Below are 23,498 nucleotides of genomic sequence, written 5' to 3'. Positions count from 1 at the left end.
GAAAAGGAGACAGCAGATGTCGGTCAATAAGGTCATCATCATGGGGCGCCTCGGGAAAGATCCCGAGATCCGTCGCACCCAGAACGGCGCCGAGGTGTGCAACCTCAGCGTCGCCACGTCGGAGCGCTGGAAGGACAAGCGCGACGGCGAGATGAAGGAAAAGACGGAGTGGCACAACGTCATCGTCTGGAACGAGAACACCATCAAGTTCATCGACAAGAACGTCGCGAAGGGCGATCAGGTCTATCTGCAGGGCAAGCTGCAGACCCGCAAGTGGCAGGATCAGAGCGGCAACGACAAGTACTCGACCGAGATCGTCGTGCCGCAATTCGCCCAGACCGAAGACTTCCAGAAGATCTGGGAGCGCAACGGTGACGGCGGCAGCAGCCGCGGCAATGATCGCGATGACCGCGGCGGTAACGACCGTGGCGACGATCGTGGTTCTCGCTCATCGAGCCGTGACGATCGCAACGATGATCGCGGCGGAAGCCGTGGCTCGTCGGGCCGCAGCAACCGTGACGATGATCGCGGTGGTCGCAACGATCGGGATCGCGGTGGCAACAGCCGCGCTGCTCCGTCGCGCGCCAGCGACAACATGGATGATGACATCCCCTTCTAAGGTCATCTGAGCTTCCCCGTTGAGCGGGGAAAAATCGAGGGGCGCCCTGTTGGTTGTGCGTGCCAGGGCGCCCCTTTTCGCACCCCTATCATTTGCTTGAATGCAAACCGAGGTTTCATGAGACACCTGTCCTTCCCCTTCCCGCTCCTCGCCGACCAGATAGCAGCCCGCGGTGGCATCGAGATCGCCGACTACAATTGCCCGCCCGGTGGTCCGTGCCTCGGACTCGAGGATGGGCCCGGCATCCCCGACGCGATCGTCTTTATCCAGGCGATGAACAGCGACGACGACTTCGATAACGGTTCCGGCGCGGCCGAACCGCCGTACCACCCGTCGTTCGACGACGAGTTCGACAATGACCACGACGATGACGTCCTCAGCGACGACGAGATGAAGGAAATCGAGCGCGAGGAGAACCGCGAGACGGTCGACCACCTCGGCGGGATCATCGACAACATGGTCTACATCGTCGGCATGTACACGTCCCTCGTCCAGAACAAGGTGGGGGCGTGATGTCCGACACCGAAACGACAGTTCTCGACATCTCCCCGGGCGCCCTGTCCGACTATTACGACTGGCTGAAGCAGGCAGCTGCCGGCGACGTGCTGGTCTACTGGACCGGCCACCTGCAGATCGACCGCCAGGTCGAGATCCCGGAGACCGACGTTCTGCGCACCGTCGAGCGCATGAACATCGCGCAGCTCAACGTCATCGCTGACCGCATCCACAAGGATGCCCGCGAAGGCCAGATCCTGCTCTCGCAGAAGCGGGTCCACTACGGCTGCTACGAATACCGGGCAACGCGACGCCGTCAGATGTACGGCAACGCCGCGGTGGCGAATGACCAGCTCGTCCCCGCTTGAGGCTCGCAATCAGGCACTCAGCTGGCTCGTCCATGGTGGCGAGCTGGCGTGGGCCCTGAAGGGCGAGAAAGCGCGACACAGCGATGTCATCTGGCAGCTGCTCGTCGAGGCCGTTGAGGTCATCGACAAGACGCCTGACCAGGAACGTCGCTGGCTGACATCGGGCCAGCGCTCCGGCGGCTGGAACATGATCGGCATGTCCCGCGCCGAGCTGATCGAGATCGAGCGCATTCGACTCCTCAGCGCAATGAAGCCCTTCGACGGCAAGACCAAGACCGCTCCCCAGCGTGACGACGTCGATCGCGCCCTCGGCATCCTCGAATGGATGCGTTGGTGCAACTCGGCTCGCCTGCCCGAGCGCCTCACCAAGGCGGCCGTCGCCCTCGCCCGCGGCGGCGACGAGGAGCTGGTCCACAAACTCTACTGCCCGACCCGGAAGTCCCGCGATCGGCAGGCTGTCTACGAAATCCGAACCCGGACGGTCGGCTTCATCCTGACCGGCCTGAAGAAAGAACATTGCATCGTCCCTGCGGACGGCATCAGCTTCAAGGAACATCTCGCGTGAGACCTGCCTGGGATAACGCTAAGCGGATCGACGACGCCGCACAGAACGTCGCCAAGTTCGTGTTCGACAACGGCACCGCTGTCGCGGAAGCCGTGCTCTACAAGTATCCGGACTACGCCACCCGCACCGTGATCTGCTGCTCGACGCAGTCGGGCTGCCCGGTCGGCTGCCGCTTCTGCGGTGCCGGCGACGCCTTCGTGCGGTCGCTGACCACCAACGAGATCATCGCCCAGGTCGAGTACTCGATCGAGCAGACCGGCATCCAGGCATCCGAGATGAAGCGCCTGCAGATCATGTTCATGTCCATGGGCGAACCGCTCCTGAACATGAAAGGCCTGCTGCCGGCGCTGCGCGAGCTGTACCGGATGTACCCCAATGCGGCGCTGCTGATCTCCACGTCGGGTCCGGCCGTCGACTATGAGCCGATCCGCAAGATCTCCATGGAGATCCCGACGATCGGCCTGCAATTCTCGGTGCATGAGAGCAGCAACGAGGCGCGGGAGAAGCTGATCCCGTTCCGGAAGAAGCTGAACCTCCGGCAGATCGCCGCTGAGGGCGACATGTGGGCGGTCGCTACCGGACGCGACCCGTTCTTCAATTACTGCGCCCACGACGGCAACTCGTCCTGGGATGATGCTCACCGGCTCACGACCCTGTTCGACCCGTTGATCTGGAAGGCAACCGTCAGCGTCGTCTGCGAGCGATCCGAAGGCTTGCCGGCCACCAACGATCACCAGCGCGGGCTGGCCTCCGACTTCAGCCTGAAGCTGGTCGAGCGCGGCTATGACGTCCGCGTCTTCGATCCTGCCGGCCAGGACACGATCGGCGGCGGCTGCGGTCAGCTCTGGTTCGTTCAGAAATGGATGCAGGACCACCCCGATCTCGCTCGCCCGAGCATCGGACGTGGCCTGCCAGTCGTCCACGCGCCGACCAATGCCGCGTAACCCGGAGGTCACTGACGCCTACCTCAGGTTCCAGGCGGCGAGACGTGTCCACGAGGCATGTCTCTGCCGGCTGGAGGCGTCATTCATCGTCGGCTCCCCCGAGCAGGTGGAGCTGTCGATCTCAGCCCTCATGGACTCGTCGCAGGCGCTCGCAGACCGCCTGCGCGACCAGGTGTTCGCCCAACTCATCGACGACGGCATCGATCCGATCACCCGGAGACCGCTTTGAGAGAGATCATCATCGACACCGAAACCACGGGCATCGAGCGCAAGCTCGATCGCATCGTGGAAATCGGCTGCGTCGAGATCAACAACTGGATGCCGACCGGGAAGACGTTCCACAAGTACGTCAACCCGATGCATCCGGTTCACCGGGAAGCGTTTGCCGTCCATGGACTCAGCAATGAGTTTCTGAAGACGAAGCCGACGTTCAAGCGGGTCGTCAACCAGTTCATCACCTTCATCGGTGATGCGCGGCTGGTGGCGCACAACGCTCCCTTCGATCTCGGGATGATCAACGACGAACTTGACCGGCTCGATATGCCGCCGCTCCAGAACGAAATCGTCGACACGCTGGAGATGGCGAAGACGAAGCGTCCAGGCAAGCGAGCGACGCTCGATGCTCTGTGCTCCGCCTTCAACATCGACACCAGCAAGAGAAAGCTGCACGGCGCCCTCCTCGACGCCGAGCTGCTGAGCGAAGTCTACATCGAACTGCGCGGTGGCCGCCAATATGGCCTGTCGCTGCTCGGCGACCATGAAGAAGTCACCATCGACAACCTACCCGCTGCGCCGCAACGCCCTGTCCCTCTGCCGTCCAGGCTGACCGACGAGGAGCGCCGGCTGCACGCGGCCTTCGTCGAGACCCTCGGCGAGAAAGCCATCTGGCGGGAATACCGCTGAAAGGAGAACTGAGATGAGTTTGCAGTTTCTACGTCGTACCCGCCACCTTGGCATGAGCGATGAGGCGCGGGCGGCCCGCATGACGTCCCTCGGCGGATCGGATGCGCGCATCATCATGTCCGGCGACCAGCACGCTATCGAGCGCCTGTGGCGTGAGAAGCGCGGCGAGCAGGATCAGGAGGACATGTCCGAGATCCTGCTGGTCCAGATGGGTAACACGACCGAGCAGCTTAACGCTGACTGGTTCGAGTTCCAGATGAACCTGGCCGTGACCAACGAGCAGGACAAGGTCTTCTACAAGGACTGGGACAAGGCTCACGCGACCCTCGACGGACTCGTTCGCAAGGCGATCGATGCTCCCGTCATCGCGATGGTCGAGTTCAAGTTCATGATGCCCTTCGGCTTCGACAAGCAGAAGGCCTTCGACAAGTACTACGCGCAGTGCCAGCACAACATGATGGTGATGGACCTGCCGCTCTCGTACCTGTCGATCATCACTGGCGCTGCTCAGCACGTCGTCATGGAGGTCGAGGCCGACATCTTCTACCAGGCCAAGATGCTCCAGGCCGAGCAGGACTTCTGGGACTGCGTGCAGACCGGCCGCACCCCGGGCGTTCCCGTCATCGAGGTTCCGCTGCTCGAGAAAGTTCGTGTCGCCGACATGAGCACGGACAACGAGTGGTGCGACCTCGCACAGAAGATGGTGGAGACCAAGTCCGCCGTCGACGAGCACGAGAAGGCGAAGAAGGCCATCAAGAAGAAGATGCCGCAGGACGCCAAGATCGCGTCCGGCAAGGGCGTGACCATCTCCTATTCCAGCGACGGGAAGATGCTCGTCAAGGTGGACAAGGAAGCGGTCAAGCAGGCCGACAAGGACTCCGGTCGTCCGCTGCCGGAGGCCAAGCCCAAGCGCTCCCGCAAGGCGGCGAACAACAACGACAAGCCCGCCACTGCGGCCGAAGCCGCATAACCACAGGAGAGAACAGGTGGCACGAAGCAATCCGAAACTCGACAAGATCTACGACGTCTTCGACAAGCACAAGGTCGACATCGACCGGGACTCGATCTGGGACGTCCAGGGCACGCCCGTCGTCAAGCACAAGGACGTCGAGCGTCTCGGCGCCGCGATCGGCATCAAGTGGACCAAGCCGGACATCCTCCGTGCCGAGCGTGACGAAGCGGTAATCCTCGTCATGGGCGAGGCCAACGGCAAGACCGAGTGGTCGATCGGCGAAGCCTTGATCTCGCTCGATGGCAAGCCCGGCGGCAACTACAAGGTCAAGGGCAAGATGGCGGCCTATCCCTACGCCATGGCCGAGAAGCGCGCCAAGGATCGCGTGATCCTGAAGCTCGCCGACCTACATGGCGACGCCTACTCGTCCGAGGAAGCCGACGACTTCAACCAGGACCATGACGACGACAAGCGGTCGAACAACCGTCGTGACGATCGCCAGGACGACCGGCGCGCGGCCAACGACGACAAGCCGCCGGCCCGCGAGGCTTCCGTCTCCAAGGAAGACGGTCAGGCCATCGTCCAGCACTGGGTCAAGCAGATCGACGAGATGACCCGGACCAAGCAGGCCATGGATATCGCGGCCAGCAAGGACTTCATCGCCGACATGAAGAAGCTCTCTTCGAACGGCGAGGAGTACGTGATGGGCAAGCTCAGCGACAAGTCGCAGGCCCTGAAGCGTGCGGCTCATGCCGGATAAGGCTGCGGCCTACGTGGAGCTGGCCCTCTGGGGGATCTCGATCTCAGAGGGCCCGCCTTCCATCCTGCGTCAGTGGTGGGCCGACGAACGCGCCCACCGCGAGGACTACGGCCTCACCGAGGAGCAGATCGAAATGCTCGTCGAGGCCTGCCGGGTGAAGGTCGAACAGATGCAGCGCGACGAAAGGCCGAGACCCCAACCCAAGCCGAGATCCACAAGCCAGCGGTCCCGTCAGGGCTCCCTGATCTGAGGTGACATGAAGAGAAGCAACGCATGAGCGCGAGCAACAAGTCCAAGAGCAAGTGGATCCTCGTCCGCAAGGTCGACGGACACCTGATCCCGCACGCTCCGTACGACGTGGAGATGTTCCTGTCGATCCCGGAAAACGTGCCGGTGCGGGCACAGTTCGCTCAGCCCCGGAGCGGTCCCAGGCATCGCCTGTACCGGGTGATCCTGCGCATCGTGACCAACAACACCGATCTGTTCGCCAGCGAGGATTCGCTGCACGACACGCTGCTGCTCGCCAATGGCGTGGTGCGGCCGGTCATGACCACGGCGGGCGAGATCATCATGATCCCCTCCTCCACCGCGTTCGACGCGATGGGCGAGGAAGAGTTTAAGGCCTACTTCGATGCCGCCCTGGAGACCATCCAGGCGCACGTCATCCCCGGCATCGATCTGGACGAGCTGCTGAAGGAGGCCCGGCAGCAATCGAATTACAAGGACGCGGCGAACGACAACGAGCGTCCCAGCGGACAGGAGGCGGCGTAATGGCCAACGTAGTAGAAGGCGAGCCCCGCGACAGTCGTGAATGGGCTGGCAGCTACCTGGATGAAGGAGGCATCATCGCCGACATCGTCAAGCGCGTCAGTGCCGACGCGGAGGCGGTCAGGCGCTGGCTCGATCCGCAGAGCTGGAAGCTCCCGCTCCTGCCGGGCGGCAGGATCGATCCCGATGCGCCCGATCACGCCGGCTGCCTGAAATTCGCTGGCATGTCGATCCGGAACTTCTACGGCATGTGGCACGCGAGCAACCCGCACACGGTGTTCGGGATCGACGACGACGTCGAGATGACCGACGGCATCGTCACCGACGCACGGCACCCGGACAACATGTCCGGCCGCATCATCGCCGCGGTGAAGGCAGAACTGCAGAAGATGGCTCCGGTCGCGGCATGAAGTTTTACCGCCCGATCATCTGCGGAGAGACGGGGTTCTGGGGTGGCGCCTTCTGTTGCGTCGTCCCGTCCCTGAAGGTCGCTTTCAAGATGCTGGAGAGACGCATCGCCGCCGGCAAGATCAGGAAGACGCCCTATGCAAGTCGCTGATCTCGCTCGGCAGTGCGCCGACAACATCAACTTCTACACCACGAACAAGATGCCGGCTGAGGAGGCCGGCGTCATGCTCACGACGCCGAAGGGCTGGAAGCCTCCACCGAAGTTTCCCCGAGGGAAGCTGTGCGTGGTCAAGGAAGACGGCAGCAGGGTCTGGGCCTTCAAGGCCATGCGCATTCTGGCATGGCTCGTCGCCAACGGGCTCGTAAAGCCCATCTATGAGGATCGAGATGACTTCGCAGTCGACACTACAGCCTGACCCGCGCCCCTCCCACAGCGCGATCCACATGGCTGTCCGCAACATCCTGTTCAACGAGCTGGGCCTCAGCCGCGACGGCGTCCAAGCCTTGATCAGGCAGGAGGTCACAGGCGTCACAGCCACGCGCTTCCGCAACACGGACGAGGTCGAGAACTTCGTGATCCGGGCGATCAGCCATGTGATCTGGGGCCACTGGAACCGCAAGAAACTGGAGAAGATGGTCGAGGACCAGGTCAACGCTCGGGTCAAGGCGCACGTCAAAGAGAAGGTTGACGCCATCCTCAACGAAAAACTTAAGATCGAGATCAGCGCATGAACCCGAAACTTCTCCCCGCCGACAACGACCTCGACGGCCAGATGATCAGAATCGTCGAAGAGACCGGCGAAGTCCTCCAGGCGATGGGCAAGATCGGCAGATTCGGCATCCTGAGCCATCACCCCGATGGCGGTCAGAACAACGCCGCTCACCTGCTCTCCGAGCTGGCCGATCTGCGTCATGCCATCTCTGTCGCCGAGGGCAATCTGACTGACCACGCCAAGGTCGTCATCCTCCAGGAAGGCGGCTACCGGCACGAGCTGGTCTGGACGGACACGCTGATCACCACCGCGGAATTGCGCGAGCTGATCGGCGATGAGGAGCACGACAACGACCTCGACTTCGCAGCCGCCAGCAAGTCGATCCCTGTCTGTGCCGGAGAGTGGCATCGCGAAGGGATGGACTGGCGCTTCTATGTCGACTCGGAGCTGGACTGATGCCACGCCCTCGGCTGTCGAAGGCACAGTTCAGGTTCATGGAGCAGTGGGTGCCCGCTCAGAAGCATTGGCAGAAGACTGCCGGCTGGACGATCGGCGCCGTTGCCGCCACGAAGCGTGAGCTGATCAGCCTGAGAGCGCTCATTCGCAAGGGTTTCGCCGCAGCTGACGGGCAGATCACCGACACCGGGCTGGCCTACTACGAGCGGAAAATAAAGCGTCTGACTGCTTGACTGTTTGCTTGAATGCAAATAGGAAACGCAAATGGACGCTACCCTTCCCCTCGCACCGCCACCTGGTTTCAGAAAGGCGATCCCAGTCATGGTGAAGCTCAAGGTGGTGATCCGGCAGGACAGCAAATGCTCGTCCTGCGGTGAGCGCCTGGGCAAGCTCGACGACACCGAGTTCGATCATATCCCGGCAGTGCAGCTGCGCTGCTGGGATCCAGAGGCGAAAGACACCGTACCCCCGTCCAACGACGAGGGGCACATCTTCGCCAAGCACGTCGATTGTCACGCGGCCAAGACCTTCGGGTCCAAGGCCTCGAAGCGCGGAGCCGACGTGACCGAGATCGCGCGAACAAAGCGCATTGCCAAGGACACCGAAGAGTTCAGACGCCGCATGCTGGCGAAGGTTGATCCCGACGTGGAGATGCCTCGCGAGAAGCGGCCAAAGCGGGCGTGGCCGAAGAGGTCATTCCCTAAGAGGGGAAAGCATGAAGGCACACGTTCGAGAGATCAAGAAGGAGGCGCAGCAGCTGAAGGATGATGGCGAGATAGACGAGTTCTACCTCGATCAGAACAGAAGACATTACGTGGTCCACTTCCGAGTCAGAACCTCGTGGGCCCAGGTGCCGTTCGCATCATCGCCGCGCACTCCGTACGTTTCCAATTTCACCCGACAGCAGATCCGACGCCGCATTCGTTCTCTGCCTTGACGTTTGTTTGAATGCAAAAGGAGCACACAGTGGAAGCAGCTACCGACATCCTGGGCGGCCTCATGAAGGCCTTCGCCTTCCTGGCCAGACCGAAGCCCGCGCCCAAGCAGAAGTTCACCTACGCCCCCGCCGGCAACGCCGTGCATGCCAGGCGCTGTCTGCGCCCGCACGAGCGCGCCGCGATCGACAGCCTGGTCGGCGAACTCTCGATCCTCGACCCGAAGAACCCGGACCACGCCGACACCATCAAGTCGAAGTTCGAAGCGCTGAGCGCGCTGCCTGTGAAGTTCGTCCCGATCAAGCGCCAGACCTGCATCGATCGCTCCAAGTCCTACCGCTGACCGGCAACGAGAACGAGAAACTTTAGCTTATGAGAATCGACCGACTTTTCACTGCCGGCGTCAACTCGCCCTACGACAAGATCAAGTTCAAGCGGGCGACCAGCGAGATCAAGAACCCGGACGGCTCGATCGTTTTCCGCATGGAGAACATCGAGGTGCCCGAGCATTGGTCGCAGGTCGCCATCGACGTCCTGGCTCAGAAGTACTTCCGCAAGGCGGGCGTGCCGTTCGCGCTACAGAAGGTGGCAGAGCTTTATGTTCCGGAGTGGCTGCAGCGATCCGTTCCGGCCGCTGAGGTCAACGAGTACGAAGTCAAGCTCGGCTCCGAGACCTCAGCCAAGCAGGTTTTCGACCGCCTCGCCGGCTGCTGGACCTACTGGGGCTGGAAGAACGGGTACTTCGCTCCCGAAGGCACCAAGAAGGGCGAGCCCTTCAAGATCCGCGACGCCGAAGCCAACGCCCTCGCGTTCTTCGACGAGCTGCGTTTCATGCTGGCGCAGCAGATGTTCGCTCCCAACTCGCCGCAGTGGTTCAACACCGGCCTGCACTGGGCATACGGCATCAACGGTCCCGCTCAGGGTCACTTCTACTTCGATCCGGAGCACGTCGTCCGTGACGACGACGTTCTGGAGATCGGCGGAGTCGTTCCGTCGTCTTCCGCCTACGAGCGCCCGCAGCCGCACGCCTGCTTCATCCAGAGCATCGAGGATGACCTGGTTGGAGATGGCGGCATCATGGACCTGTGGACCCGTGAGGCCCGCCTGTTCAAGTACGGCTCCGGCACCGGCTCCAACTTCTCCAACCTGCGCGGCAAGGGCGAGAAGCTGTCGGGTGGCGGCCAGTCGTCCGGAATGATGTCGTTCCTCAAGATCGGCGACCGGGCTGCAGGCGCGATCAAGTCGGGCGGTACGACGCGGCGCGCGGCCAAGATGGTCGTGGTCGACGTCGATCACCCGGACATCGAAGAGTACATCGGCTGGAAGGTCGAGGAGGAGAAGAAGGTCGCCGCGCTGGTGGCTGGCTCGAAGGCTGCCAAGAAGCACCTGAAAGCCGTCTACGAGGCGTGGGGCGACGGCGAGAGCCGTCAGAGTGACAGCGTGAAGAAGGCGATCCGTGAGGCTCGCGCTGCCTTCCTGCCGGACAGCTACATCCAGCGCGTCCTGCAGCTGGCCGAGGAAGGTCAGGACTTCGACTTCCCGGAGTTCGATGTCGACTGGCAGTCCCCGGCTTACGAGACAGTGTCGGGCCAGAACTCGAACAACACCGTGTCGGTGACGGACGCCTTCCTCAAGGCCGTCCAGAGCGGACACATGTGGCACCTGAAGTCCCGCACCACGGGGGAGACGGTGAAGTCAGTGCCGGCTCAGGATCTGTGGAGCCTGATCTGTCGCGCCGCGTGGGAGTCGGCTGATCCTGGCCTGCACTTCAACACGACAATGAACGAGTGGCACACCTGCCCGGCTGGCGGTCGCATCCGCGCCTCCAACCCGTGCTCGGAGTACATGTTCCTGGACGACACGGCGTGCAACCTCGCATCGGCGAACCTGCTCAAGTTCTACGGCAGGAACGTCCTGAAGGCGAACGGCCCGATGGAGTTCGACGCTGACGCCTTCATCCACGTCTGCCGTCTGATCCAGATCGTCTTGGAAATCTCGGTGACGATGGCGCAATTCCCGTCCAAGGAAATCGCGCTGCTGTCCTACGAGTACCGCACCACCGGCCTCGGCTTCGCCAACCTCGGCGGCCTGCTGATGGCGATGGGTATGCCCTACGACTCCCGCGAAGGTCGGGCGATGGCTGGTGCCATCTCCGCGATCATGACGGGCGTCGCCTACCGCACCTCCGCCGAGATGGCGCGGGAGCTGGGACCGTTCGTCAAGTACGAAGAGAACAAGGACGCGATGCTCCGGGTGATGGCGAACCACTACGCCGCAGCCGAAGCGGGGTCGACCCAGTTCGAAGGGCTCAGCATCGCGCCACCGCGGCTCGATTGGCAGTCCCTGCCCCAGAGCGAATTGGCCGGCAAGGCCACGGCGATCTGGGCGGACGTGCTCGACATGGGCATGGCCTATGGCTACCGCAATGCGCAGACGACCGTCGTCGCCCCGACCGGCACGATCGGCCTGCTGATGGATTGCGACACCACGGGCATCGAGCCGGACTTCGCGCTGGTGAAGTTCAAGAAGCTGGCCGGCGGCGGCTACTTCAAGATCATCAACCAGCAGGTCCCGGCTGCGCTCCGCAAGCTCGGCTACAGCGAGTCGCAGATCGATGTGATCTCCAAGTACGCCATCGGCACGGGCGTGCTGCCGGCGAAGTTCGACCTGGCCCTGCAAGCGAAGTCGATCATCATCAGCGACGCCACGGTTCGGTCGACGTTCGACATCCGCTTCCTCACGAAGTGGAAGGAACTGGGCTTCACCGACGCCGAGCTGGAAGCTGCCAACACGGAAGTGTGCGGAACGATGACGCTGGAAGGCGCCCCAGGCCTCAAGCCGGAGCACTACCAGATCTTCGACTGCGCCAACCCGTGCGGCAAGCTCGGCACGCGGTACATCGCGACCGAGGGTCACATCCTGATGATGGGCGCAGTGCAGCCCTTCATCTCGGGTGCGATCTCCAAGACGATCAACATGCCGAACATCGCGACCGTTGCGGACGTGGCGGCGGCATACCTGATGTCCTGGAAACTCGGGCTGAAGGCCAACGCGATCTATCGCGATGGTTCGAAGCTGTCGCAGCCGCTGAATGCTGCCCTCGTCGACGACGAACCGGCTGGTGACGAACCGGTCGAGGCGCCGAAGACAGTGGTCCAGGTGGTGGAGAAGCTGGTGCGCAAGCGGGAGAAACTCCCGTCGAAGCGCGGCGGCTACACGCAGAAGGCAATCGTGGGTGGCCACAAGGTCTACCTGCGGACCGGCGAGTATCCGGACGGTCGGCTGGGTGAAATCTTCATCGACATGCACAAGGAAGGCGCGTCCTTCCGGTCGATGATGAACGCCTTCGCCATCGCTGTGAGCCTCGGCTTGCAGTACGGCGTGCCGCTCGACGAGTTCGTCGACGCCTTCACGTTCTTCCGGTTCGAGCCCTCCGGGTTCGTCCAGGAGCACGACCGCATCCGCCAGGTGACGTCGATCATCGACTTCGTCTTCCGGGACATCGCGATCAACTATCTCGACCGAGATGATCTGGCCCATGTCACGCCTGAGGAGAGCAACCACACGGCGATGGGCACGGGAGTCGGGCAGGACAAGCTGCAGCCGCTCACCGAGATCGTGCTGATCCCGCCCGGTCCGATCCTGCTGCCGGAGGTGAAGGAGATCGCTGACGCAGCTCCCGACAAGCGGGCTGTCGCCAAGATGTCTGGCTTCACCGGCGACGAGTGCGGCAACTGCCACAGCTTCACGATGGTGCGGAACGGCACTTGCTTGAAGTGCGAGACGTGCGGCGAAACCACCGGCTGCAGCTGATGCACCTGTTCGTCGCCAAGAGGCACAAGCGCCTCTGGATCATCGACAAAGACACGGATCAGGCGGTCTACACGCCGCCTGACTTCGTGGTCCTCCCGTCAAGAGTCCCATTGCACCACCTGGCGTTCGATCTCATGAGGCTCGGACGCCGCGACATCAGCCGGATTGCGTCATTCGAATGGGAGTTCAGCAAGCGCAATGTTCACCGAACTCGAAATTGCGGAGCGGTGCCTGTTGCTTTTCTCGAAGCCCGGACGATGGACGCAGAAGACCTGCGCGCGGGATCGGCAGGGTAAGCCCGTCCCCGTGTTCAGCCAGGAGGCTCGCGCGTTCGACATAGAGGGCGCGATCCGCCGAGCGGCTGGCGAAGAAGACCGGAGTGCGTATGCGCGCTTCGTGAAGCTGATCAAGGGTCAGCTCAACAAGCATCCGTTCGACTGGAACGATCAGTCGGGTCGCAACCAGCGTGACGTCGTCCGGATGTTCCAAGACCTCGCCGACGAACTACGATTTAAGGAGCAGACGTGAGCATCGCAAATACCGATATCGACACCAAGGCGCCGATCAGAGCCGAAGAGCTGATCCGCGGCTTCGACCTCTATCAGGAACAGTCCATCAAGACGATCAAGTACGGCGACGACATGAAGCTCTGGTACCCGGCGCTGGGCCTCGGCGAGGCCGGCGAAGTCCAGAACAAGGTCAAGAAGATCTTCCGCGACGACGGCGGCGTGCTCACCCCTAAGCGGAAGCAGGACATCATCAAGGAGATGGGCGGAAACCTCTGGTACCTCGCAGCGCTCGCCCACGGCATGGGTGAAAGCCTCGGCACCATCGCCCTCGCCAACATCGTGGAACTCCGGGGCCGCGTCGATCGCGGAACCCTGCAAGGAGATGGCGACGATCGTTGAGTTTCCTCTTGACGATTCGTTCGCTTGAATGCAAATCGATAATGCAAATTAGGAGCTACTGACTTGGACGCTATCGCAGCAGAGAAGGCCGCCCTCGACTTCATCACGAACGAGCTGGCGCGGCAGAACACGATGTGGGGACCGGCCAGCGAGCGTGTTGACGTCACCAAGGGCGAACTGTTCCAGGCTGGCGTCGGCCAGCTCGATGCAGTCTTCGACCGCCGCAACGGTGACGACAGCGCATTCGCCGAGGCGCCGATGATCTACCCGGAGGGCTGGAGCGGATTCCGCAGCTACGGTGCAGACTTTCCGAACATCGGCGTCGGCATCACCTTCCTGATCCAGGAGATGAAGAGACTGGCGATGAACGGAGAAGACCTCACCCGCCTGAGCCGCACCGCCGATCAACCCTACAACCCGGAGACGGGTCTGCCGAACCCGATCAGCGCATGATCGTTCTGCTGTTCAACCACACGCTCGACGCGCTCGGACTGATCTACGTCTGTACGACCGTCTACAAGATGGCCCGCGGCCGAAAGGAGTATCCGATCCGCCGCTGGTTCTTTTGATGCCCTGACGTTTGTTCAAAAGCAAACGTTTCGATTTGGAGAGCGAGCCCCGTGGTGGGGCTCGCAAAAGGAGAAGACATGAAGAAGCTGTTTCTGCTGATCGCCGCTGCGACCCTCGGTCTCTCGGCTGCCACCTCGGCGCAAGCCGGCGAGAAGTTCCGCCTCTGCACCGGCAACGCCAAGCTCAACTACTACGCCGCAGGTCAGCACCTGAAGCGCCACGCCAAGGACGTCGAGGTCATCGAGTCCAAGGGCTCACTGGACAACCTGGACAAGGTCACGGCCGGTGAGTGCGACGGCGCGTTCGTTCAGTCCGACGCCCTGCTCGTCTACTCGCAGCGCAACGCCAAGGCGATCTCGGTGCTGCAGCGTGCCGGCGTGCTCTACCAGGAGCAGGCGAACCTGCTGTGCAACCGCAAGGCCTACACCTCGGCCCGCATGGTCGACCTGAACTCCAACTTCACGGTCGCAATCGGTCCCGATGGCTCCGGCGCCAACACGACCTGGGCCGCGTTCGTGGCTGCCGACAAGGCTCGCTACGGCAAGGTCCGGACCTCAGACCTGACCGGCACCCTGGCCCTCAGCGCTGTCGCCGATGGCTCGGAAGTCCAGTGCGCCCTCGTCATCACCGCGCTGAACGCTCCGTTCCTCAAGAACGAAGCCCCGAAGTATGCGGGCGGCATCGTGCTGGTCGCTACCGACGACCGCGACATGACGAAGAACGCCAAGGATAACCGCGGCAACCCGGTCTACACCTACGGCGAGATCCCGTCCGGCACCTACAAGGGCATCCAGCCCTCCGGCATGTTCGGTTCGAAGTCGGTCGACACCATCCAGCTCGACGCGGTGTTCGTCGCCAACCGCGACTGGATCTCGGCTCACACCTCGGACTTCGAGAAGATCGTCGACGGCTTCGCCAACGCCAAGCCGGACATCGAAAAGCTCGTCCAGCCGAAGTAACGGCTCAGCGCGCCCCGGGGTCTTAACCCATCCCGGGGCGCTTTCATTTTGGATTTTTTGAGGAGCCCGACGTGACCGACACCACCATCGTGACCAAAGAGCAGATGCTCGAATACGTGACCGAAGCGAGACGCCTCCTCGCACGAGTCCAGGACCCAATGTGGGCCATCAGCCCTGAGCAGACCGACGCCGAACACCTAGCGGACTACGAGAAGACCCTGGCCAAGACCCGAGAAGCCTTCCCTGAGATGGAAGGGAAGACCGTGATGAACATGGTCATGGGCGACGGCGGCATCGTCTACGCATTCACCGGCCATTCCCCGACGTCGGCCGATCGGGCCAAGGCGCTCGTCGGCTTCATCCACACCATGCCCTTCCTGCTCGACACCCTCGTCGCATGGGTTGAGCAGCAGGAGCAGCACTCCGCTCGAGTCTCCGAATTGCTCCAGCACAACAGCGCGCAGCTGACCGAGAACCGGGCGCAACGCGCAATCATCCAGCAGCAGAAGACCCAGATCGTGTGGCTGCTGAACCAGATCCCCGGGGCCGCGGCATGAAGATGAAGGACGTTCTGACCCTCTTGGTGGGCATCGGCATCGGCCTCGCCCTCGCAATGATCCTCGAAGGGCGGCCACAGGCCTCCTGCCAGGCCCTCGTCTCGTCGGGGCACTTCTCGCTCTGCCTCGACAGCAAAGTCCAGAAAGCCAAGGAGCTGTTCCGGTGACCAACGCAACCATGAACGCAACCGAGGTCAAGTTCTTGCCGCCCGAGGAGGTCGGCGAGGATCTGGCCGGATGGTGGATCCTCGAACTGGAGCCGGATGGCTGCTGGGACGCCATCGGCCCCTACGACTCGAAGGAAGAGGCTGAACGCCTCGTCGCCAACCGCACGGAAACCTGATCCTCAATGACCATCTCCGCGACCAAGATCACGCACAGCATCTCTCCAGCCGGCGACGAGCTGAAGACGGTGTTGGCCCGTTACCCTCGCTTCATCCACGCCGAGGAGCTGACGCATCGTCTGCTCACGTCGACTCCGGACCTGATGGAGATCCTCTCGATTCCGGACGGCGTGATGTACGACCGCAACCTGTCCCGTAACGCTTCGAGTTCCCGGGCCATCCCGGTCAAGCGCTTGATCGACGACATCCTCAACGATACGGCGATGCCGATCCACTGGGGCAAGAATCAGAAGGGCATGCAGGCCGACATCCAGCTGTCCGACTACATCAAACATCCCTTCGCGAACGACAATCAGATCGCCGGCTCGATGCTCAGCCCGCAGCAGATGTGGCTGGAAGCCAGGGACTACGCCATCGCATTCGCCCGCGCCTACGACGATGCCGGCTACCACAAGCAGCTCGTCAACCGGCTCCTGGAGCCGTTCGCGCACATCAACGTGCTGATCACGGCAACCGAATGGGACAACTTCTTCGAGCTGCGCGACCACAAGGATGCTCAGCCGGAGATGCAGGCGCTCGCCCAGGCCATCAAGGACGCATTCAAGGACAGCGTTCCGGATCAGCTCAAGCCGGGCGAATGGCACCTGCCCTTCATCACCCCGGAGGACCGACAGGCCGTGCTGCCGTTGCCGTACGAAGCCCGGCACATGACCACGATGAATTGCCGGTACGTCGGCTGCTACGTGGGTGAACGGTCGATCGACGAGCTGATCAAGATCTCGGTCGCTCGCTGCGCCCGGACCTCCTACCTGACGCACGACGGGAAGAAGCCCAGCGTCCTGGCTGATCTCGACCTGTATGAGCGCCTGGTCGGATCGCGTCCGCTCCACGCATCGCCGGCCGAGCACCAGGCGACGCCCGATCGTCAAATCCGCAACGTCAACACCGCGGAGATGACCTGGGAGAAGCCGGAGCTGCACGGAAACTTCCGCGGCTGGGTCCAGAATCGGAAGATCCTGGAGGGCTCCGTCTACGCCTCAGAGGCTGCATGACGAAGGTCGCAACCTCCTACTACTCGACGGCTGTCGGCCACGGTCAGATCGACGGCCTCTACTTCAGCACCTTCGGCATCCCAGGGAAGCCGCCCATGTGGGTCCACGACCAGCATGGGCAGCCGAAGACCTTCCGTGATCCCGACCAAGCCTGCCTCGCCGGCTTCAAGGTGATGGTCACGCAGCTGAACCGCGCTCGCCAAGAGCAGGACTTCAGGGTCAAGGGATCGAAGAACCCAACGAGAAGCTGGATCGCTCCCGAGCGCCACAACGAGCCCACAATCGAAACCGTATTCGGAAAGAAGAAATGACCACCGAGACCGCGCCCGTCATGGGCAATGCCGACGAGATCAGACCGATGATCTCCATCAAGGAAGTCCTGAAGCGCCTGCCGTTGAGCCGCTCAACTCTCCACCGCATGGTGAAGGAGAAGCGCTTCCCCAAGGCTCACGAACTATCGCCGATGCGAATCGGCTTCTTCCTCGACGAGGTTGTCGAGTGGCAAAAGAAGCTGAGCGAGAAAGCAGCGTGACGGAAAGGCCGGGCCCAGTGCTCGGCCTTCTCCTTTTCAGGGCGAAGAAAAAAGTGGTCCCCAAGAGGTCCCCACGCTAAAGTGGTCCTCGACACTGCTTATGGCCACCACGATAAGCAGATGTATTTGTTTGGGTTTTTGGTCGGGGCAGCTGGATTCGAACCAACGACCTGCAGTACCCAAAACTGCCGCGCTACCAGGCTGCGCTATACCCCGACATTTCCGAGAAGCCCCGTGGATACACGCTTCAGCCAGCCCCAGCAAGGCACGGATGGGGGCTTCATGCGGCGAATCCGGGCACCTCTTTCCGTCCGGAAATCGCGTCAAAACCGGACGCTAACGGCCGCCGAACAATGGATGGGCAACCCGGTCGCCGGGCTGAATACCGTATTTCTGCGCGGTCCCGGCAATCACCTCGAGCACGCCCTTGGCGAGCCCGCGCGACGGAATGATCCTGGTCGAGAGCGGCTCGGTGTTTTCGGCGATCCGCAGGATGCGCCCGTCGGCGCGGATGAAGATCATGTCGAGCGAGATGTAGGTGTTCTTCATCCACATCGACACTTCCTGCTCCGGCGAGAAGTCGAACAGCATGCCTTTGCCGTCCGCGAGCTCCTTCCGGTACATCAGGCCGGTCTCCTTCTCCTGTTCGGTGGTCGCCATTTCGACCGAGAAGACGTGCACGCCGGACTTGGTGACGATCTCGAGCGGCTGGACGCTGGCGGCCTGCGCCGCCGGAGCCAGCAGTGCACCGAACATGATCACGAGGCAGGCCATCAACCACGAACGATGGCACCCAACAATGCGAACGAAATTCATCGACAAATACTCACACCGGGAAGATTTTCCGGCGGACCCTAACCCGACGATTGCGGCAAATGCCAGAGCCGAGACGGCTCGCCGGCGGCTCACGTTTCCGTCAGGGCGTATCAGACCCGGATCAGTGCGACGACAGCGCCGACGGACCGGTCTCCGGGTGGATCTCGGCGGCCATCATGCCCTTGGAGCCGGGCCCAAACCGCACCAGCACATATTGGCCGGGGCGTAGTTCGGTCATGCCGAAGCGGCGCAGCGTCTCCATATGCACGAAGATGTCGGGCGTGCCCTCGCCGCAGGTCACGAAGCCGAAGCCGCGCAGCCGGTTGAACCACTTGACCTGCGCGCGCTCGAGCCCGCTGGTCGCGGTCACCGTGACATGGGTGCGCGGCGGCAGCATCTGCGCCGGATGGATTGCCGTCGATTCGTCCATCGAGACGATGCGGAAAGCCTGGTAGCCCTTCGCGCGCTGCACGCATTCGACGACCAGCCGCGCGCCTTCATAGGCGGTTTGATAGCCGTCGCGCCGCAGCACGGTCACGTGCAGCAGGATGTCGGGCCAGCCATTGTCGGGGACGATGAAGCCGTATCCCTTCGAGGCGTCGAACCATTTGATGACGCCGGAAACTTCGACGAGGTTGGCCGCTGTGTCGCCGAGGCCTGAGAAGGTATCCATCGCCGGATCGCGTGGCGCGCTTCCATACTCGCCTTGACCAATCCTGCTTTGCCCAACTCCGCCCATCGGCGGTCCGCCGAGCTTCTTGGACTCAAATCCGTCCGACCCCATGACCCCGGACCCCACACATCAAATGCAGATCGCCGTCGTTGCGGCGCACCCTGTACACGCTGCTCTCCATGACCAACTCACTCGGACTGATTTGGACGCGGCGCGAATCTCTCAATCAAAAGATAACACTCCCGCTTGCCGGGCATAGCTAAAAAACGATTCTTGCGGGAACTATGAACAGGCTTGCACAGCCGCGAATCAATTGGGCATCAATTTCCTACGAAAGGACCAAGCGTGTCGCCGATGTCGTGGCGGATCACCAGATCGGCGAGGTCGTCCTGATCGGTGGGCTCGTTGTTGATGATCACGAGCCGCGCGCCGCTCTCCTTCGCCATCATCGGAAAGCCCGCGGCGGGCCACACCACAAGCGATGAGCCGATCGCCAGAAACAGGTCGCAGTGCCGGGAGAGTTCCGCCGCGCGGCGCATCGCATCCTCAGGCATCGATTGCCCGAACGAGATCGTCGCGGTCTTCACCGGATCGCCGCAGTCCGCGCAGTCGGGGGCGCTGCCCGTCTTGTCCAACTGCTGCTTCACCCACGACAGCTCGTAGTCCTTGCCGCAGCCGATGCAGCGGCCATAGGTCGTGTTGCCGTGCAGCTCGATCACGTCGTCCGCCTTGAAGCCCGACGCCTGATGCAGGTTGTCGATGTTTTGCGTGATGATGCCGGGAACCTTGCCGGCCCGGTAAAGCGACGCAAGTGCGCGATGCCCGCGACCGGGTTTGGCCGCCGCAAACGTCTGTTCCATCGCAAAGCGGCGTCGCCATGACTCGTCGCGCGCGTCCTGGCTGGCGACGAACTCGTCGAACGGAATCGGCCGGTTGCGGGTCCACAGCCCGCCGGGCGAGCGGAAATCGGGAATGCCGCACTCGGTGGAGATGCCCGCCCCGGTGAAGGGCACGATGGACGACGCCTCTGCAATCATGTTGCCGAGCTGCTCGACGCCGCTGCGCAAGTCTTTCGCGATCACTGAAAACAATCCGGTTGGCCGCAGCGACTATAGCACGGCCAGACCGATTGCGAGCTCAACCGTTGCGCGAGCGATCGGCCGCGATCGGTGCCTTGATCGATCGCCTTGCGACCAGCTGCGTCGACGCCTCCGCCTGGTCGCTCTTCCACCGCCTCAGCATCATCACATTCCTGCACTGGCAGCTCCGCATTGACGCCCAATTCGCCGACGCCAATGCGCCCGGGACAGGACCACGGCCAGGAGGATGGGCATGACCGATCAGGAAGACCGCGTCGCGCGCGAGCGCGAGGAGATCGTCGCACGCGTTGCCAGCTTCAGGGCGACGCAGCAGAAGTTCGAGCGCGATCGCCAGGAATATTACGACAACACGCTCGGCAATGCCTGGAGTGGATTTCAACGCAAGACCGCTTAACACAAGACCGCTTGATGCCCTCTGCCAGGCGACCGCGCTCACGGTCCGGGCACCTGCGATTGCGCCATGAGGCGCAAGTGAGAAAGCCCCGAGCGGTGTGCTTCGGGCTTATGGCTATTGCCAGTGCCGTTGTGCGATGGTTGCCGCAAACGCAATTCCGGTTCCCTCGAGCGTTTTCCGTTCCGATCGGATCGCTCGAAAACGCGCCAGCCATGCGATAGCGCAAAGCTACCATCGGTTAGCGCTGGAACAAAAATACAACCTCAGAGATTAGCTTGACGGTGAACGAGGTTGGCATCGATGCCGGCATGGATGGAACTGCTGCTTAACGTGATGGGCTTTGCCGGCTTCATCGGCATCGCGATGTATCACAAGCGTCCGAACGGGAAGCTGCCGGACTGAGCGCCGGCGGCGCGTCCCGACTTGCCGCTCCCCCGGCTTGCCGTCTTCAGTTTGCCTTCCGGGCCTCTCCCGCGGTCCGGACCAGCCGGTCCGACTTCACAAGCACCTTGCTGCTCTCCGGCTGCGGCCGAAGCCAGAAGCTGATCGCGACAAAAGCCGAGCAGAACAGCAGCCCCACCACCATTACGCGCCGGTGGGTCGGTCGATCAGCACTATGGAACGATGGCATCATGGCTGTCACCCGCAGCCATCCCAATCGCAATCGCAGGTGGTGACAACACCATGCTGCCCTTAACCTAACCAGGTAGGGTTAGCGGTGGCCGGATAGTGCCTCGTCCGGGATCTCCCGATTGGCGGCCGTATCGGATTCACAGCGATATCCCCTGCTTGTCCGCAGCAAATCCACAACGCCAGCGAGCCCAATTGTCCAACAAAATGCGGTTCTTGCTGCACGCTCATCCACAGCCTTGCGCCGCGTGCACGCATTCAGGCATCGGCGAGCCATTTCAGGGTCGCCCGGAAACTCAGGCTGCGGGTTCCAACCAGCACGGTTCCGAACGCCTCAGCCTCGTCGCCGCTGAATGTGCCGGAGAACCCGCTCGTCACTTCCTGTCCGGCGAACAATGGCCGGGCGAACGGATCGGCGAATGGCGAATGCTGATTAGTGCTGAGGTGTCCCTTCCAGGTCCCCTCGCCGGCCGTGTAAGCCCCGATCGACCAGAAATATGGCCCGCCGCCGATCAGGAGACCGTCGCGCAGGATCAGGATGCCGCTGTCGCGGCCCTTCACGCCGTCGGTCATGTGGATGTGGATCGAATAGAGCCCGTTCTTCATCGATCGCGCCGCCCGGTCCTGACGGCCCGCAGTATGGCTCCAACCCGGCCGGCATGCGAGCGGGCGATACCGTCCGCCCCTTCCGAATCGAGGCAAAAACGGGCCCTGGCACTTACAAATCGTTAAGAAAGCCCTGACAAGGTTCGATCCTCCGGAGGGAGAGAGCCATGCTCGTATACCCCATACCTGTCGAAGTGACGCAAGCCAGAGTGCAGCTCGTCGTCGACCAGACGGCGAAGGAGCAGCCGCGCATCATCAATGAGGATGTGCTGGACGTCTTCGCCGCGAAGAACCAGGCCGACCGTGAAGTGGTCGAGACCATCCTCGACATCAAGGTGTGAGAGCGGCGCCGGCCGACAGGAACCTCTCGACTGCGCGCGGGTCATCCTGGTGACGCCAAGAGGCACCCATGTGCAAGCTGATCGCGGTCACCGTCCTCACCCTGATATGCGGCGCGGCCTTTGCCCAGAATACGGGTCCCGCGCCGCAGAGCGGCATGGAACGGCCTGAAAACACCAACGGAGCCACTCAGAGCGGCGCGATGGACACCACGGGGATGGACGTGAAGCGGGCCAACAAATCCGAGACGAAGGACACGGCAAAGGGCGCGGCGAAAAGGGACGACGCAAAAAAGTAGGTTCCCACGACCGAACGTCCGGGGAGCTGCAACCATAAAAAAGTGACCTTCAAAAAAAGGTGGCGACCTTCAAAAAAGGAAGGAACGAGTTTCTCGTTCCGCCGTTGGTTTGCCGAGCGGTACAACGAGGGAGAAATCCACCGGAAATATCAGCTCAACAAGCCCCGTCAGCTTACTTCGGTAACTGGCGGGGTTTTGGTTTCTGGAGGCGCCCACGTACGCCCTGTTCCGCGACAAGACGCAGCTCGGAAGATCGTTCGCGACGGAGAAGGAAGTTTGGGAGGCGGCGCTGATCGACGGCTTTGTCGAAGATGTTCCGGTCGCAGACGAACTGGGTGGCCAGATCCTGCCTGCCGGTTATCGCGTCGAGCGGGTCGACGAATACGAGCCGCAGCCCGATTGGAAACCCGGACGTTCCTGACGCCGGTCAGCCAATTCGAGGAACCAGTCGGCCGAAACGACATGCACATAACAAGTGGTGCCGACAGCTCACCGCCTTTGTCGGCTTTGGAAGCCCCCCGCGAATCCCCCCTCGCGGGTCTTTCTTTTGAACCTTTCGCGCGGCGCGAAGACATAAAGGGCGCTGGGGGATCTCAGGGCCCAGCATCCGGCGCAGCGCTGTGGGACGAACATACTCCGTCTACGCGGCGCTGTTGCATTTTACAAATTCAACCTTAAGTTTGGTCTCCAACAGTTGACGGCTCACGCCCTGAGAGATCCCCAGTCCGTCAGCTGGGAAAGCCCCGCATCCAGCCTGCGGGGCTTTCTATTTTCCGCACCCAGGAACCTTCCGCGCGCAGCGACATTGTATGCCCGGTTGCCGGCACGATCTCCCCAAGGCCGGTCGGCATCAGACCTCGCGAGCCCACTCGCGGGGTTTTGCGCTTTAGAGGCCGTCCAACCTCGCGCGTCCTTGATTGGCCGTGATCGGCAATCGGTGCGATAGAGGCCGCGCCTCCAAGGCTCGACCACAAGCCCCGTCCCAGAAATTTTGCTGGGCGGGGCTTTCTTGCATCCGCTT

Annotated in this window: 36 protein-coding genes and 1 tRNA gene; 32 read left to right on the top strand and 5 right to left on the bottom strand. The window is 62.3% G+C overall.

Annotated features, from left to right (window positions below; genetic code table 11):
* Positions 1-16: 16 nt before the first annotated feature.
* The 29 genes from ssb to QA639_RS20955 all read left to right on the top strand — a co-directional run bounded on the left by ssb (position 17) and on the right by QA639_RS20955 (position 17,621).
* The gene (gene ssb / locus QA639_RS21095) at positions 17-619 is read left to right on the top strand and encodes a single-stranded DNA-binding protein (protein WP_283087243.1); all 603 of its coding nucleotides are present in this window, start codon (positions 17-19) and stop codon (positions 617-619) included.
* 117 nt (positions 620-736) lie between these two features.
* The gene (locus tag QA639_RS21090; RefSeq protein WP_283087242.1) at positions 737-1,132 is read left to right on the top strand and encodes a hypothetical protein; all 396 of its coding nucleotides are present in this window, start codon (positions 737-739) and stop codon (positions 1,130-1,132) included.
* Positions 1,132-1,482: a hypothetical protein gene (locus tag QA639_RS21085; protein ID WP_283087241.1), complete on the top strand. Its 351-nt coding sequence runs from the start codon at positions 1,132-1,134 to the stop codon at positions 1,480-1,482. The genes QA639_RS21090 and QA639_RS21085 overlap by 1 nt, the downstream gene beginning before the upstream one ends.
* On the top strand, positions 1,460-2,047 hold the full coding sequence (locus QA639_RS21080; RefSeq protein ID WP_283087240.1) for a hypothetical protein: 588 nt from the start codon (positions 1,460-1,462) through the stop codon (positions 2,045-2,047). The genes QA639_RS21085 and QA639_RS21080 overlap by 23 nt, the downstream gene beginning before the upstream one ends.
* Positions 2,044-2,991: a radical SAM protein gene (locus tag QA639_RS21075; protein ID WP_283087239.1), complete on the top strand. Its 948-nt coding sequence runs from the start codon at positions 2,044-2,046 to the stop codon at positions 2,989-2,991. Before QA639_RS21080 ends, QA639_RS21075 begins: the two co-directional genes overlap by 4 nt.
* Positions 2,981-3,220: a hypothetical protein gene (locus QA639_RS21070; protein ID WP_283087238.1), complete on the top strand. Its 240-nt coding sequence runs from the start codon at positions 2,981-2,983 to the stop codon at positions 3,218-3,220. Before QA639_RS21075 ends, QA639_RS21070 begins: the two co-directional genes overlap by 11 nt.
* Positions 3,217-3,894 (top strand): DNA polymerase III subunit epsilon, encoded by a 678-nt coding sequence (dnaQ, locus tag QA639_RS21065; RefSeq protein ID WP_283087237.1) that lies wholly within the window; start codon positions 3,217-3,219, stop codon positions 3,892-3,894. Before QA639_RS21070 ends, dnaQ begins: the two co-directional genes overlap by 4 nt.
* 13 nt (positions 3,895-3,907) lie before the next feature.
* Positions 3,908-4,864: a YqaJ viral recombinase family protein gene (locus QA639_RS21060; protein ID WP_283087236.1), complete on the top strand. Its 957-nt coding sequence runs from the start codon at positions 3,908-3,910 to the stop codon at positions 4,862-4,864.
* A gap of 46 nt (positions 4,865-4,910) precedes the next feature.
* Entirely contained in the window at positions 4,911-5,606 is a 696-nt protein-coding gene (locus tag QA639_RS21055) for a hypothetical protein (RefSeq protein WP_283090608.1), read from the top strand.
* Positions 5,596-5,856 (top strand): hypothetical protein, encoded by a 261-nt coding sequence (locus QA639_RS21050; RefSeq protein WP_283087235.1) that lies wholly within the window; start codon positions 5,596-5,598, stop codon positions 5,854-5,856. Before QA639_RS21055 ends, QA639_RS21050 begins: the two co-directional genes overlap by 11 nt.
* 23 nt (positions 5,857-5,879) lie before the next feature.
* Positions 5,880-6,377, top strand: a complete 498-nt coding sequence (locus QA639_RS21045) for a hypothetical protein (RefSeq protein WP_283087234.1) — start codon at positions 5,880-5,882, stop codon at positions 6,375-6,377.
* Positions 6,377-6,784: a hypothetical protein gene (locus QA639_RS21040; protein ID WP_283087233.1), complete on the top strand. Its 408-nt coding sequence runs from the start codon at positions 6,377-6,379 to the stop codon at positions 6,782-6,784. The genes QA639_RS21045 and QA639_RS21040 overlap by 1 nt, the downstream gene beginning before the upstream one ends.
* Before the next feature lie 135 nt (positions 6,785-6,919).
* Positions 6,920-7,198 carry a hypothetical protein gene (locus QA639_RS21035; RefSeq protein WP_283087232.1) on the top strand — a complete coding sequence of 93 codons (279 nt, stop codon included), beginning with the start codon at positions 6,920-6,922 and terminating at the stop codon, positions 7,196-7,198.
* Positions 7,199-7,226: 28 nt separating this feature from the next.
* Positions 7,227-7,514 (top strand): hypothetical protein, encoded by a 288-nt coding sequence (locus QA639_RS21030; RefSeq protein ID WP_283087231.1) that lies wholly within the window; start codon positions 7,227-7,229, stop codon positions 7,512-7,514.
* The gene (locus QA639_RS21025) at positions 7,511-7,951 is read left to right on the top strand and encodes a hypothetical protein (RefSeq protein WP_283087230.1); all 441 of its coding nucleotides are present in this window, start codon (positions 7,511-7,513) and stop codon (positions 7,949-7,951) included. Before QA639_RS21030 ends, QA639_RS21025 begins: the two co-directional genes overlap by 4 nt.
* Positions 7,952-8,001: 50 nt before the next feature.
* The gene (locus tag QA639_RS21020) at positions 8,002-8,184 is read left to right on the top strand and encodes a hypothetical protein (protein ID WP_283087229.1); all 183 of its coding nucleotides are present in this window, start codon (positions 8,002-8,004) and stop codon (positions 8,182-8,184) included.
* A gap of 88 nt (positions 8,185-8,272) precedes the next feature.
* Positions 8,273-8,719, top strand: coding sequence for a hypothetical protein (locus QA639_RS21015; RefSeq protein ID WP_283087228.1), 447 nt, complete (start codon positions 8,273-8,275; stop codon positions 8,717-8,719).
* 198 nt (positions 8,720-8,917) lie between these two features.
* Positions 8,918-9,229: a hypothetical protein gene (locus QA639_RS21010; protein ID WP_283087227.1), complete on the top strand. Its 312-nt coding sequence runs from the start codon at positions 8,918-8,920 to the stop codon at positions 9,227-9,229.
* Positions 9,230-9,258: 29 nt separating this feature from the next.
* Positions 9,259-12,699: an adenosylcobalamin-dependent ribonucleoside-diphosphate reductase gene (locus QA639_RS21005; protein WP_283087226.1), complete on the top strand. Its 3,441-nt coding sequence runs from the start codon at positions 9,259-9,261 to the stop codon at positions 12,697-12,699.
* A gap of 198 nt (positions 12,700-12,897) precedes the next feature.
* Positions 12,898-13,227, top strand: coding sequence for a DUF6197 family protein (locus QA639_RS21000; RefSeq protein WP_283087225.1), 330 nt, complete (start codon positions 12,898-12,900; stop codon positions 13,225-13,227).
* Entirely contained in the window at positions 13,224-13,607 is a 384-nt protein-coding gene (locus QA639_RS20995; RefSeq protein WP_283087224.1) for a nucleoside triphosphate pyrophosphohydrolase family protein, read from the top strand. The genes QA639_RS21000 and QA639_RS20995 overlap by 4 nt, the downstream gene beginning before the upstream one ends.
* Before the next feature lie 63 nt (positions 13,608-13,670).
* Positions 13,671-14,060 carry a hypothetical protein gene (locus tag QA639_RS20990; protein WP_283087223.1) on the top strand — a complete coding sequence of 130 codons (390 nt, stop codon included), beginning with the start codon at positions 13,671-13,673 and terminating at the stop codon, positions 14,058-14,060.
* Positions 14,061-14,254: 194 nt separating this feature from the next.
* A complete protein-coding gene (locus QA639_RS20985) occupies positions 14,255-15,136 on the top strand; it encodes a TAXI family TRAP transporter solute-binding subunit (protein WP_283087222.1) in 882 nt (293 codons plus the stop codon).
* A 71-nt stretch (positions 15,137-15,207) separates the two neighbouring features.
* Positions 15,208-15,693, top strand: a complete 486-nt coding sequence (locus QA639_RS20980) for a hypothetical protein (protein WP_283087221.1) — start codon at positions 15,208-15,210, stop codon at positions 15,691-15,693.
* The gene (locus tag QA639_RS20975; RefSeq protein WP_283087220.1) at positions 15,690-15,860 is read left to right on the top strand and encodes a hypothetical protein; all 171 of its coding nucleotides are present in this window, start codon (positions 15,690-15,692) and stop codon (positions 15,858-15,860) included. Before QA639_RS20980 ends, QA639_RS20975 begins: the two co-directional genes overlap by 4 nt.
* Positions 15,857-16,036: a hypothetical protein gene (locus QA639_RS20970; RefSeq protein WP_283087219.1), complete on the top strand. Its 180-nt coding sequence runs from the start codon at positions 15,857-15,859 to the stop codon at positions 16,034-16,036. The genes QA639_RS20975 and QA639_RS20970 overlap by 4 nt, the downstream gene beginning before the upstream one ends.
* 6 nt (positions 16,037-16,042) lie before the next feature.
* Positions 16,043-17,089: an FAD-dependent thymidylate synthase gene (locus QA639_RS20965; RefSeq protein WP_283087218.1), complete on the top strand. Its 1,047-nt coding sequence runs from the start codon at positions 16,043-16,045 to the stop codon at positions 17,087-17,089.
* On the top strand, positions 17,086-17,400 hold the full coding sequence (locus tag QA639_RS20960) for a hypothetical protein (protein WP_283087217.1): 315 nt from the start codon (positions 17,086-17,088) through the stop codon (positions 17,398-17,400). The genes QA639_RS20965 and QA639_RS20960 overlap by 4 nt, the downstream gene beginning before the upstream one ends.
* A complete protein-coding gene (locus tag QA639_RS20955; RefSeq protein WP_283087216.1) occupies positions 17,397-17,621 on the top strand; it encodes a helix-turn-helix transcriptional regulator in 225 nt (74 codons plus the stop codon). Before QA639_RS20960 ends, QA639_RS20955 begins: the two co-directional genes overlap by 4 nt.
* 139 nt (positions 17,622-17,760) lie before the next feature.
* Here the strand turns inward: QA639_RS20955 and QA639_RS20950 are convergent.
* The 4 genes from QA639_RS20950 to QA639_RS20935 all read right to left on the bottom strand — a co-directional run bounded on the left by QA639_RS20950 (position 17,761) and on the right by QA639_RS20935 (position 20,192).
* Positions 17,761-17,837, bottom strand: a tRNA-Pro gene (locus QA639_RS20950).
* Between the two features lie 120 nt (positions 17,838-17,957).
* Positions 17,958-18,437, bottom strand: a complete 480-nt coding sequence (locus QA639_RS20945; protein ID WP_050384310.1) for a DUF192 domain-containing protein — start codon at positions 18,435-18,437, stop codon at positions 17,958-17,960.
* 121 nt (positions 18,438-18,558) lie between these two features.
* Positions 18,559-19,221 carry a cold-shock protein gene (locus tag QA639_RS20940; RefSeq protein WP_283087215.1) on the bottom strand — a complete coding sequence of 221 codons (663 nt, stop codon included), beginning with the start codon at positions 19,219-19,221 and terminating at the stop codon, positions 18,559-18,561.
* A 209-nt stretch (positions 19,222-19,430) separates the two neighbouring features.
* Positions 19,431-20,192, bottom strand: coding sequence for an SIR2 family NAD-dependent protein deacylase (locus tag QA639_RS20935; RefSeq protein WP_283087214.1), 762 nt, complete (start codon positions 20,190-20,192; stop codon positions 19,431-19,433).
* A gap of 250 nt (positions 20,193-20,442) precedes the next feature.
* On the opposite strand from QA639_RS20935, the gene QA639_RS20930 reads away from it, so the two are divergent.
* Complete coding sequence (locus QA639_RS20930) at positions 20,443-20,604, top strand: hypothetical protein (RefSeq protein WP_162832435.1); 162 nt, start codon at positions 20,443-20,445, stop codon at positions 20,602-20,604.
* Between the two features lie 888 nt (positions 20,605-21,492).
* On the opposite strand, the gene QA639_RS20925 is transcribed toward QA639_RS20930, so the two are convergent.
* Positions 21,493-21,840 carry a GrlR family regulatory protein gene (locus tag QA639_RS20925; RefSeq protein WP_283087213.1) on the bottom strand — a complete coding sequence of 116 codons (348 nt, stop codon included), beginning with the start codon at positions 21,838-21,840 and terminating at the stop codon, positions 21,493-21,495.
* A 167-nt stretch (positions 21,841-22,007) separates the two neighbouring features.
* Between QA639_RS20925 and QA639_RS20920 the strand changes: the two genes are divergently transcribed.
* Together QA639_RS20920 and QA639_RS20915 are read left to right on the top strand one after the other, a co-directional pair.
* Positions 22,008-22,181, top strand: coding sequence for a hypothetical protein (locus tag QA639_RS20920; RefSeq protein ID WP_283087212.1), 174 nt, complete (start codon positions 22,008-22,010; stop codon positions 22,179-22,181).
* Positions 22,182-22,249: 68 nt separating this feature from the next.
* Positions 22,250-22,477 (top strand): hypothetical protein, encoded by a 228-nt coding sequence (locus tag QA639_RS20915; RefSeq protein WP_283087211.1) that lies wholly within the window; start codon positions 22,250-22,252, stop codon positions 22,475-22,477.
* Positions 22,478-23,498: the final 1,021 nt, after the last annotated feature.

The sequence above is a fragment of the Bradyrhizobium pachyrhizi genome (assembly GCF_029714545.1).
Taxonomy (GTDB): domain Bacteria; phylum Pseudomonadota; class Alphaproteobacteria; order Rhizobiales; family Xanthobacteraceae; genus Bradyrhizobium; species Bradyrhizobium pachyrhizi.
The sequence above is the reverse complement of the archived record's forward strand: the minus strand, read 5'-3'. Positions and strand labels throughout refer to the sequence as shown.

What these genes read in the sequence shown, in the direction of transcription:
- QA639_RS21035 (WP_283087232.1), top strand. Translation starts at nt 6,920, where the DNA reads ATGCAAGTCGCTGATCTCGCTCGGCAGTGCGCCGACAACATCAACTTC.
- QA639_RS21050 (WP_283087235.1), top strand. Translation starts at nt 5,596, where the DNA reads ATGCCGGATAAGGCTGCGGCCTACGTGGAGCTGGCCCTCTGGGGGATC.
- QA639_RS21085 (WP_283087241.1), top strand. Translation starts at nt 1,132, where the DNA reads ATGTCCGACACCGAAACGACAGTTCTCGACATCTCCCCGGGCGCCCTG.
- QA639_RS20960 (WP_283087217.1), top strand. Translation starts at nt 17,086, where the DNA reads ATGACGAAGGTCGCAACCTCCTACTACTCGACGGCTGTCGGCCACGGT.
- QA639_RS21080 (WP_283087240.1), top strand. Translation starts at nt 1,460, where the DNA reads ATGACCAGCTCGTCCCCGCTTGAGGCTCGCAATCAGGCACTCAGCTGG.
- QA639_RS20940 (WP_283087215.1), bottom strand. Translation starts at nt 19,221, where the DNA reads ATGGGGTCGGACGGATTTGAGTCCAAGAAGCTCGGCGGACCGCCGATG.
- QA639_RS21005 (WP_283087226.1), top strand. Translation starts at nt 9,259, where the DNA reads ATGAGAATCGACCGACTTTTCACTGCCGGCGTCAACTCGCCCTACGAC.
- QA639_RS20920 (WP_283087212.1), top strand. Translation starts at nt 22,008, where the DNA reads ATGCTCGTATACCCCATACCTGTCGAAGTGACGCAAGCCAGAGTGCAG.
- QA639_RS21025 (WP_283087230.1), top strand. Translation starts at nt 7,511, where the DNA reads ATGAACCCGAAACTTCTCCCCGCCGACAACGACCTCGACGGCCAGATG.
- ssb (WP_283087243.1), top strand. Translation starts at nt 17, where the DNA reads ATGTCGGTCAATAAGGTCATCATCATGGGGCGCCTCGGGAAAGATCCC.
- QA639_RS20975 (WP_283087220.1), top strand. Translation starts at nt 15,690, where the DNA reads ATGAAGATGAAGGACGTTCTGACCCTCTTGGTGGGCATCGGCATCGGC.
- QA639_RS20985 (WP_283087222.1), top strand. Translation starts at nt 14,255, where the DNA reads ATGAAGAAGCTGTTTCTGCTGATCGCCGCTGCGACCCTCGGTCTCTCG.
- QA639_RS21030 (WP_283087231.1), top strand. Translation starts at nt 7,227, where the DNA reads ATGGCTGTCCGCAACATCCTGTTCAACGAGCTGGGCCTCAGCCGCGAC.
- QA639_RS20915 (WP_283087211.1), top strand. Translation starts at nt 22,250, where the DNA reads ATGTGCAAGCTGATCGCGGTCACCGTCCTCACCCTGATATGCGGCGCG.
- QA639_RS21090 (WP_283087242.1), top strand. Translation starts at nt 737, where the DNA reads ATGAGACACCTGTCCTTCCCCTTCCCGCTCCTCGCCGACCAGATAGCA.
- QA639_RS21040 (WP_283087233.1), top strand. Translation starts at nt 6,377, where the DNA reads ATGGCCAACGTAGTAGAAGGCGAGCCCCGCGACAGTCGTGAATGGGCT.
- QA639_RS21070 (WP_283087238.1), top strand. Translation starts at nt 2,981, where the DNA reads ATGCCGCGTAACCCGGAGGTCACTGACGCCTACCTCAGGTTCCAGGCG.
- QA639_RS21015 (WP_283087228.1), top strand. Translation starts at nt 8,273, where the DNA reads ATGGTGAAGCTCAAGGTGGTGATCCGGCAGGACAGCAAATGCTCGTCC.
- QA639_RS21000 (WP_283087225.1), top strand. Translation starts at nt 12,898, where the DNA reads ATGTTCACCGAACTCGAAATTGCGGAGCGGTGCCTGTTGCTTTTCTCG.
- QA639_RS21060 (WP_283087236.1), top strand. Translation starts at nt 3,908, where the DNA reads ATGAGTTTGCAGTTTCTACGTCGTACCCGCCACCTTGGCATGAGCGAT.
- QA639_RS21045 (WP_283087234.1), top strand. Translation starts at nt 5,880, where the DNA reads ATGAGCGCGAGCAACAAGTCCAAGAGCAAGTGGATCCTCGTCCGCAAG.
- QA639_RS20965 (WP_283087218.1), top strand. Translation starts at nt 16,043, where the DNA reads ATGACCATCTCCGCGACCAAGATCACGCACAGCATCTCTCCAGCCGGC.
- QA639_RS20955 (WP_283087216.1), top strand. Translation starts at nt 17,397, where the DNA reads ATGACCACCGAGACCGCGCCCGTCATGGGCAATGCCGACGAGATCAGA.
- QA639_RS20945 (WP_050384310.1), bottom strand. Translation starts at nt 18,437, where the DNA reads ATGAATTTCGTTCGCATTGTTGGGTGCCATCGTTCGTGGTTGATGGCC.
- QA639_RS20925 (WP_283087213.1), bottom strand. Translation starts at nt 21,840, where the DNA reads ATGAAGAACGGGCTCTATTCGATCCACATCCACATGACCGACGGCGTG.
- QA639_RS20930 (WP_162832435.1), top strand. Translation starts at nt 20,443, where the DNA reads ATGACCGATCAGGAAGACCGCGTCGCGCGCGAGCGCGAGGAGATCGTC.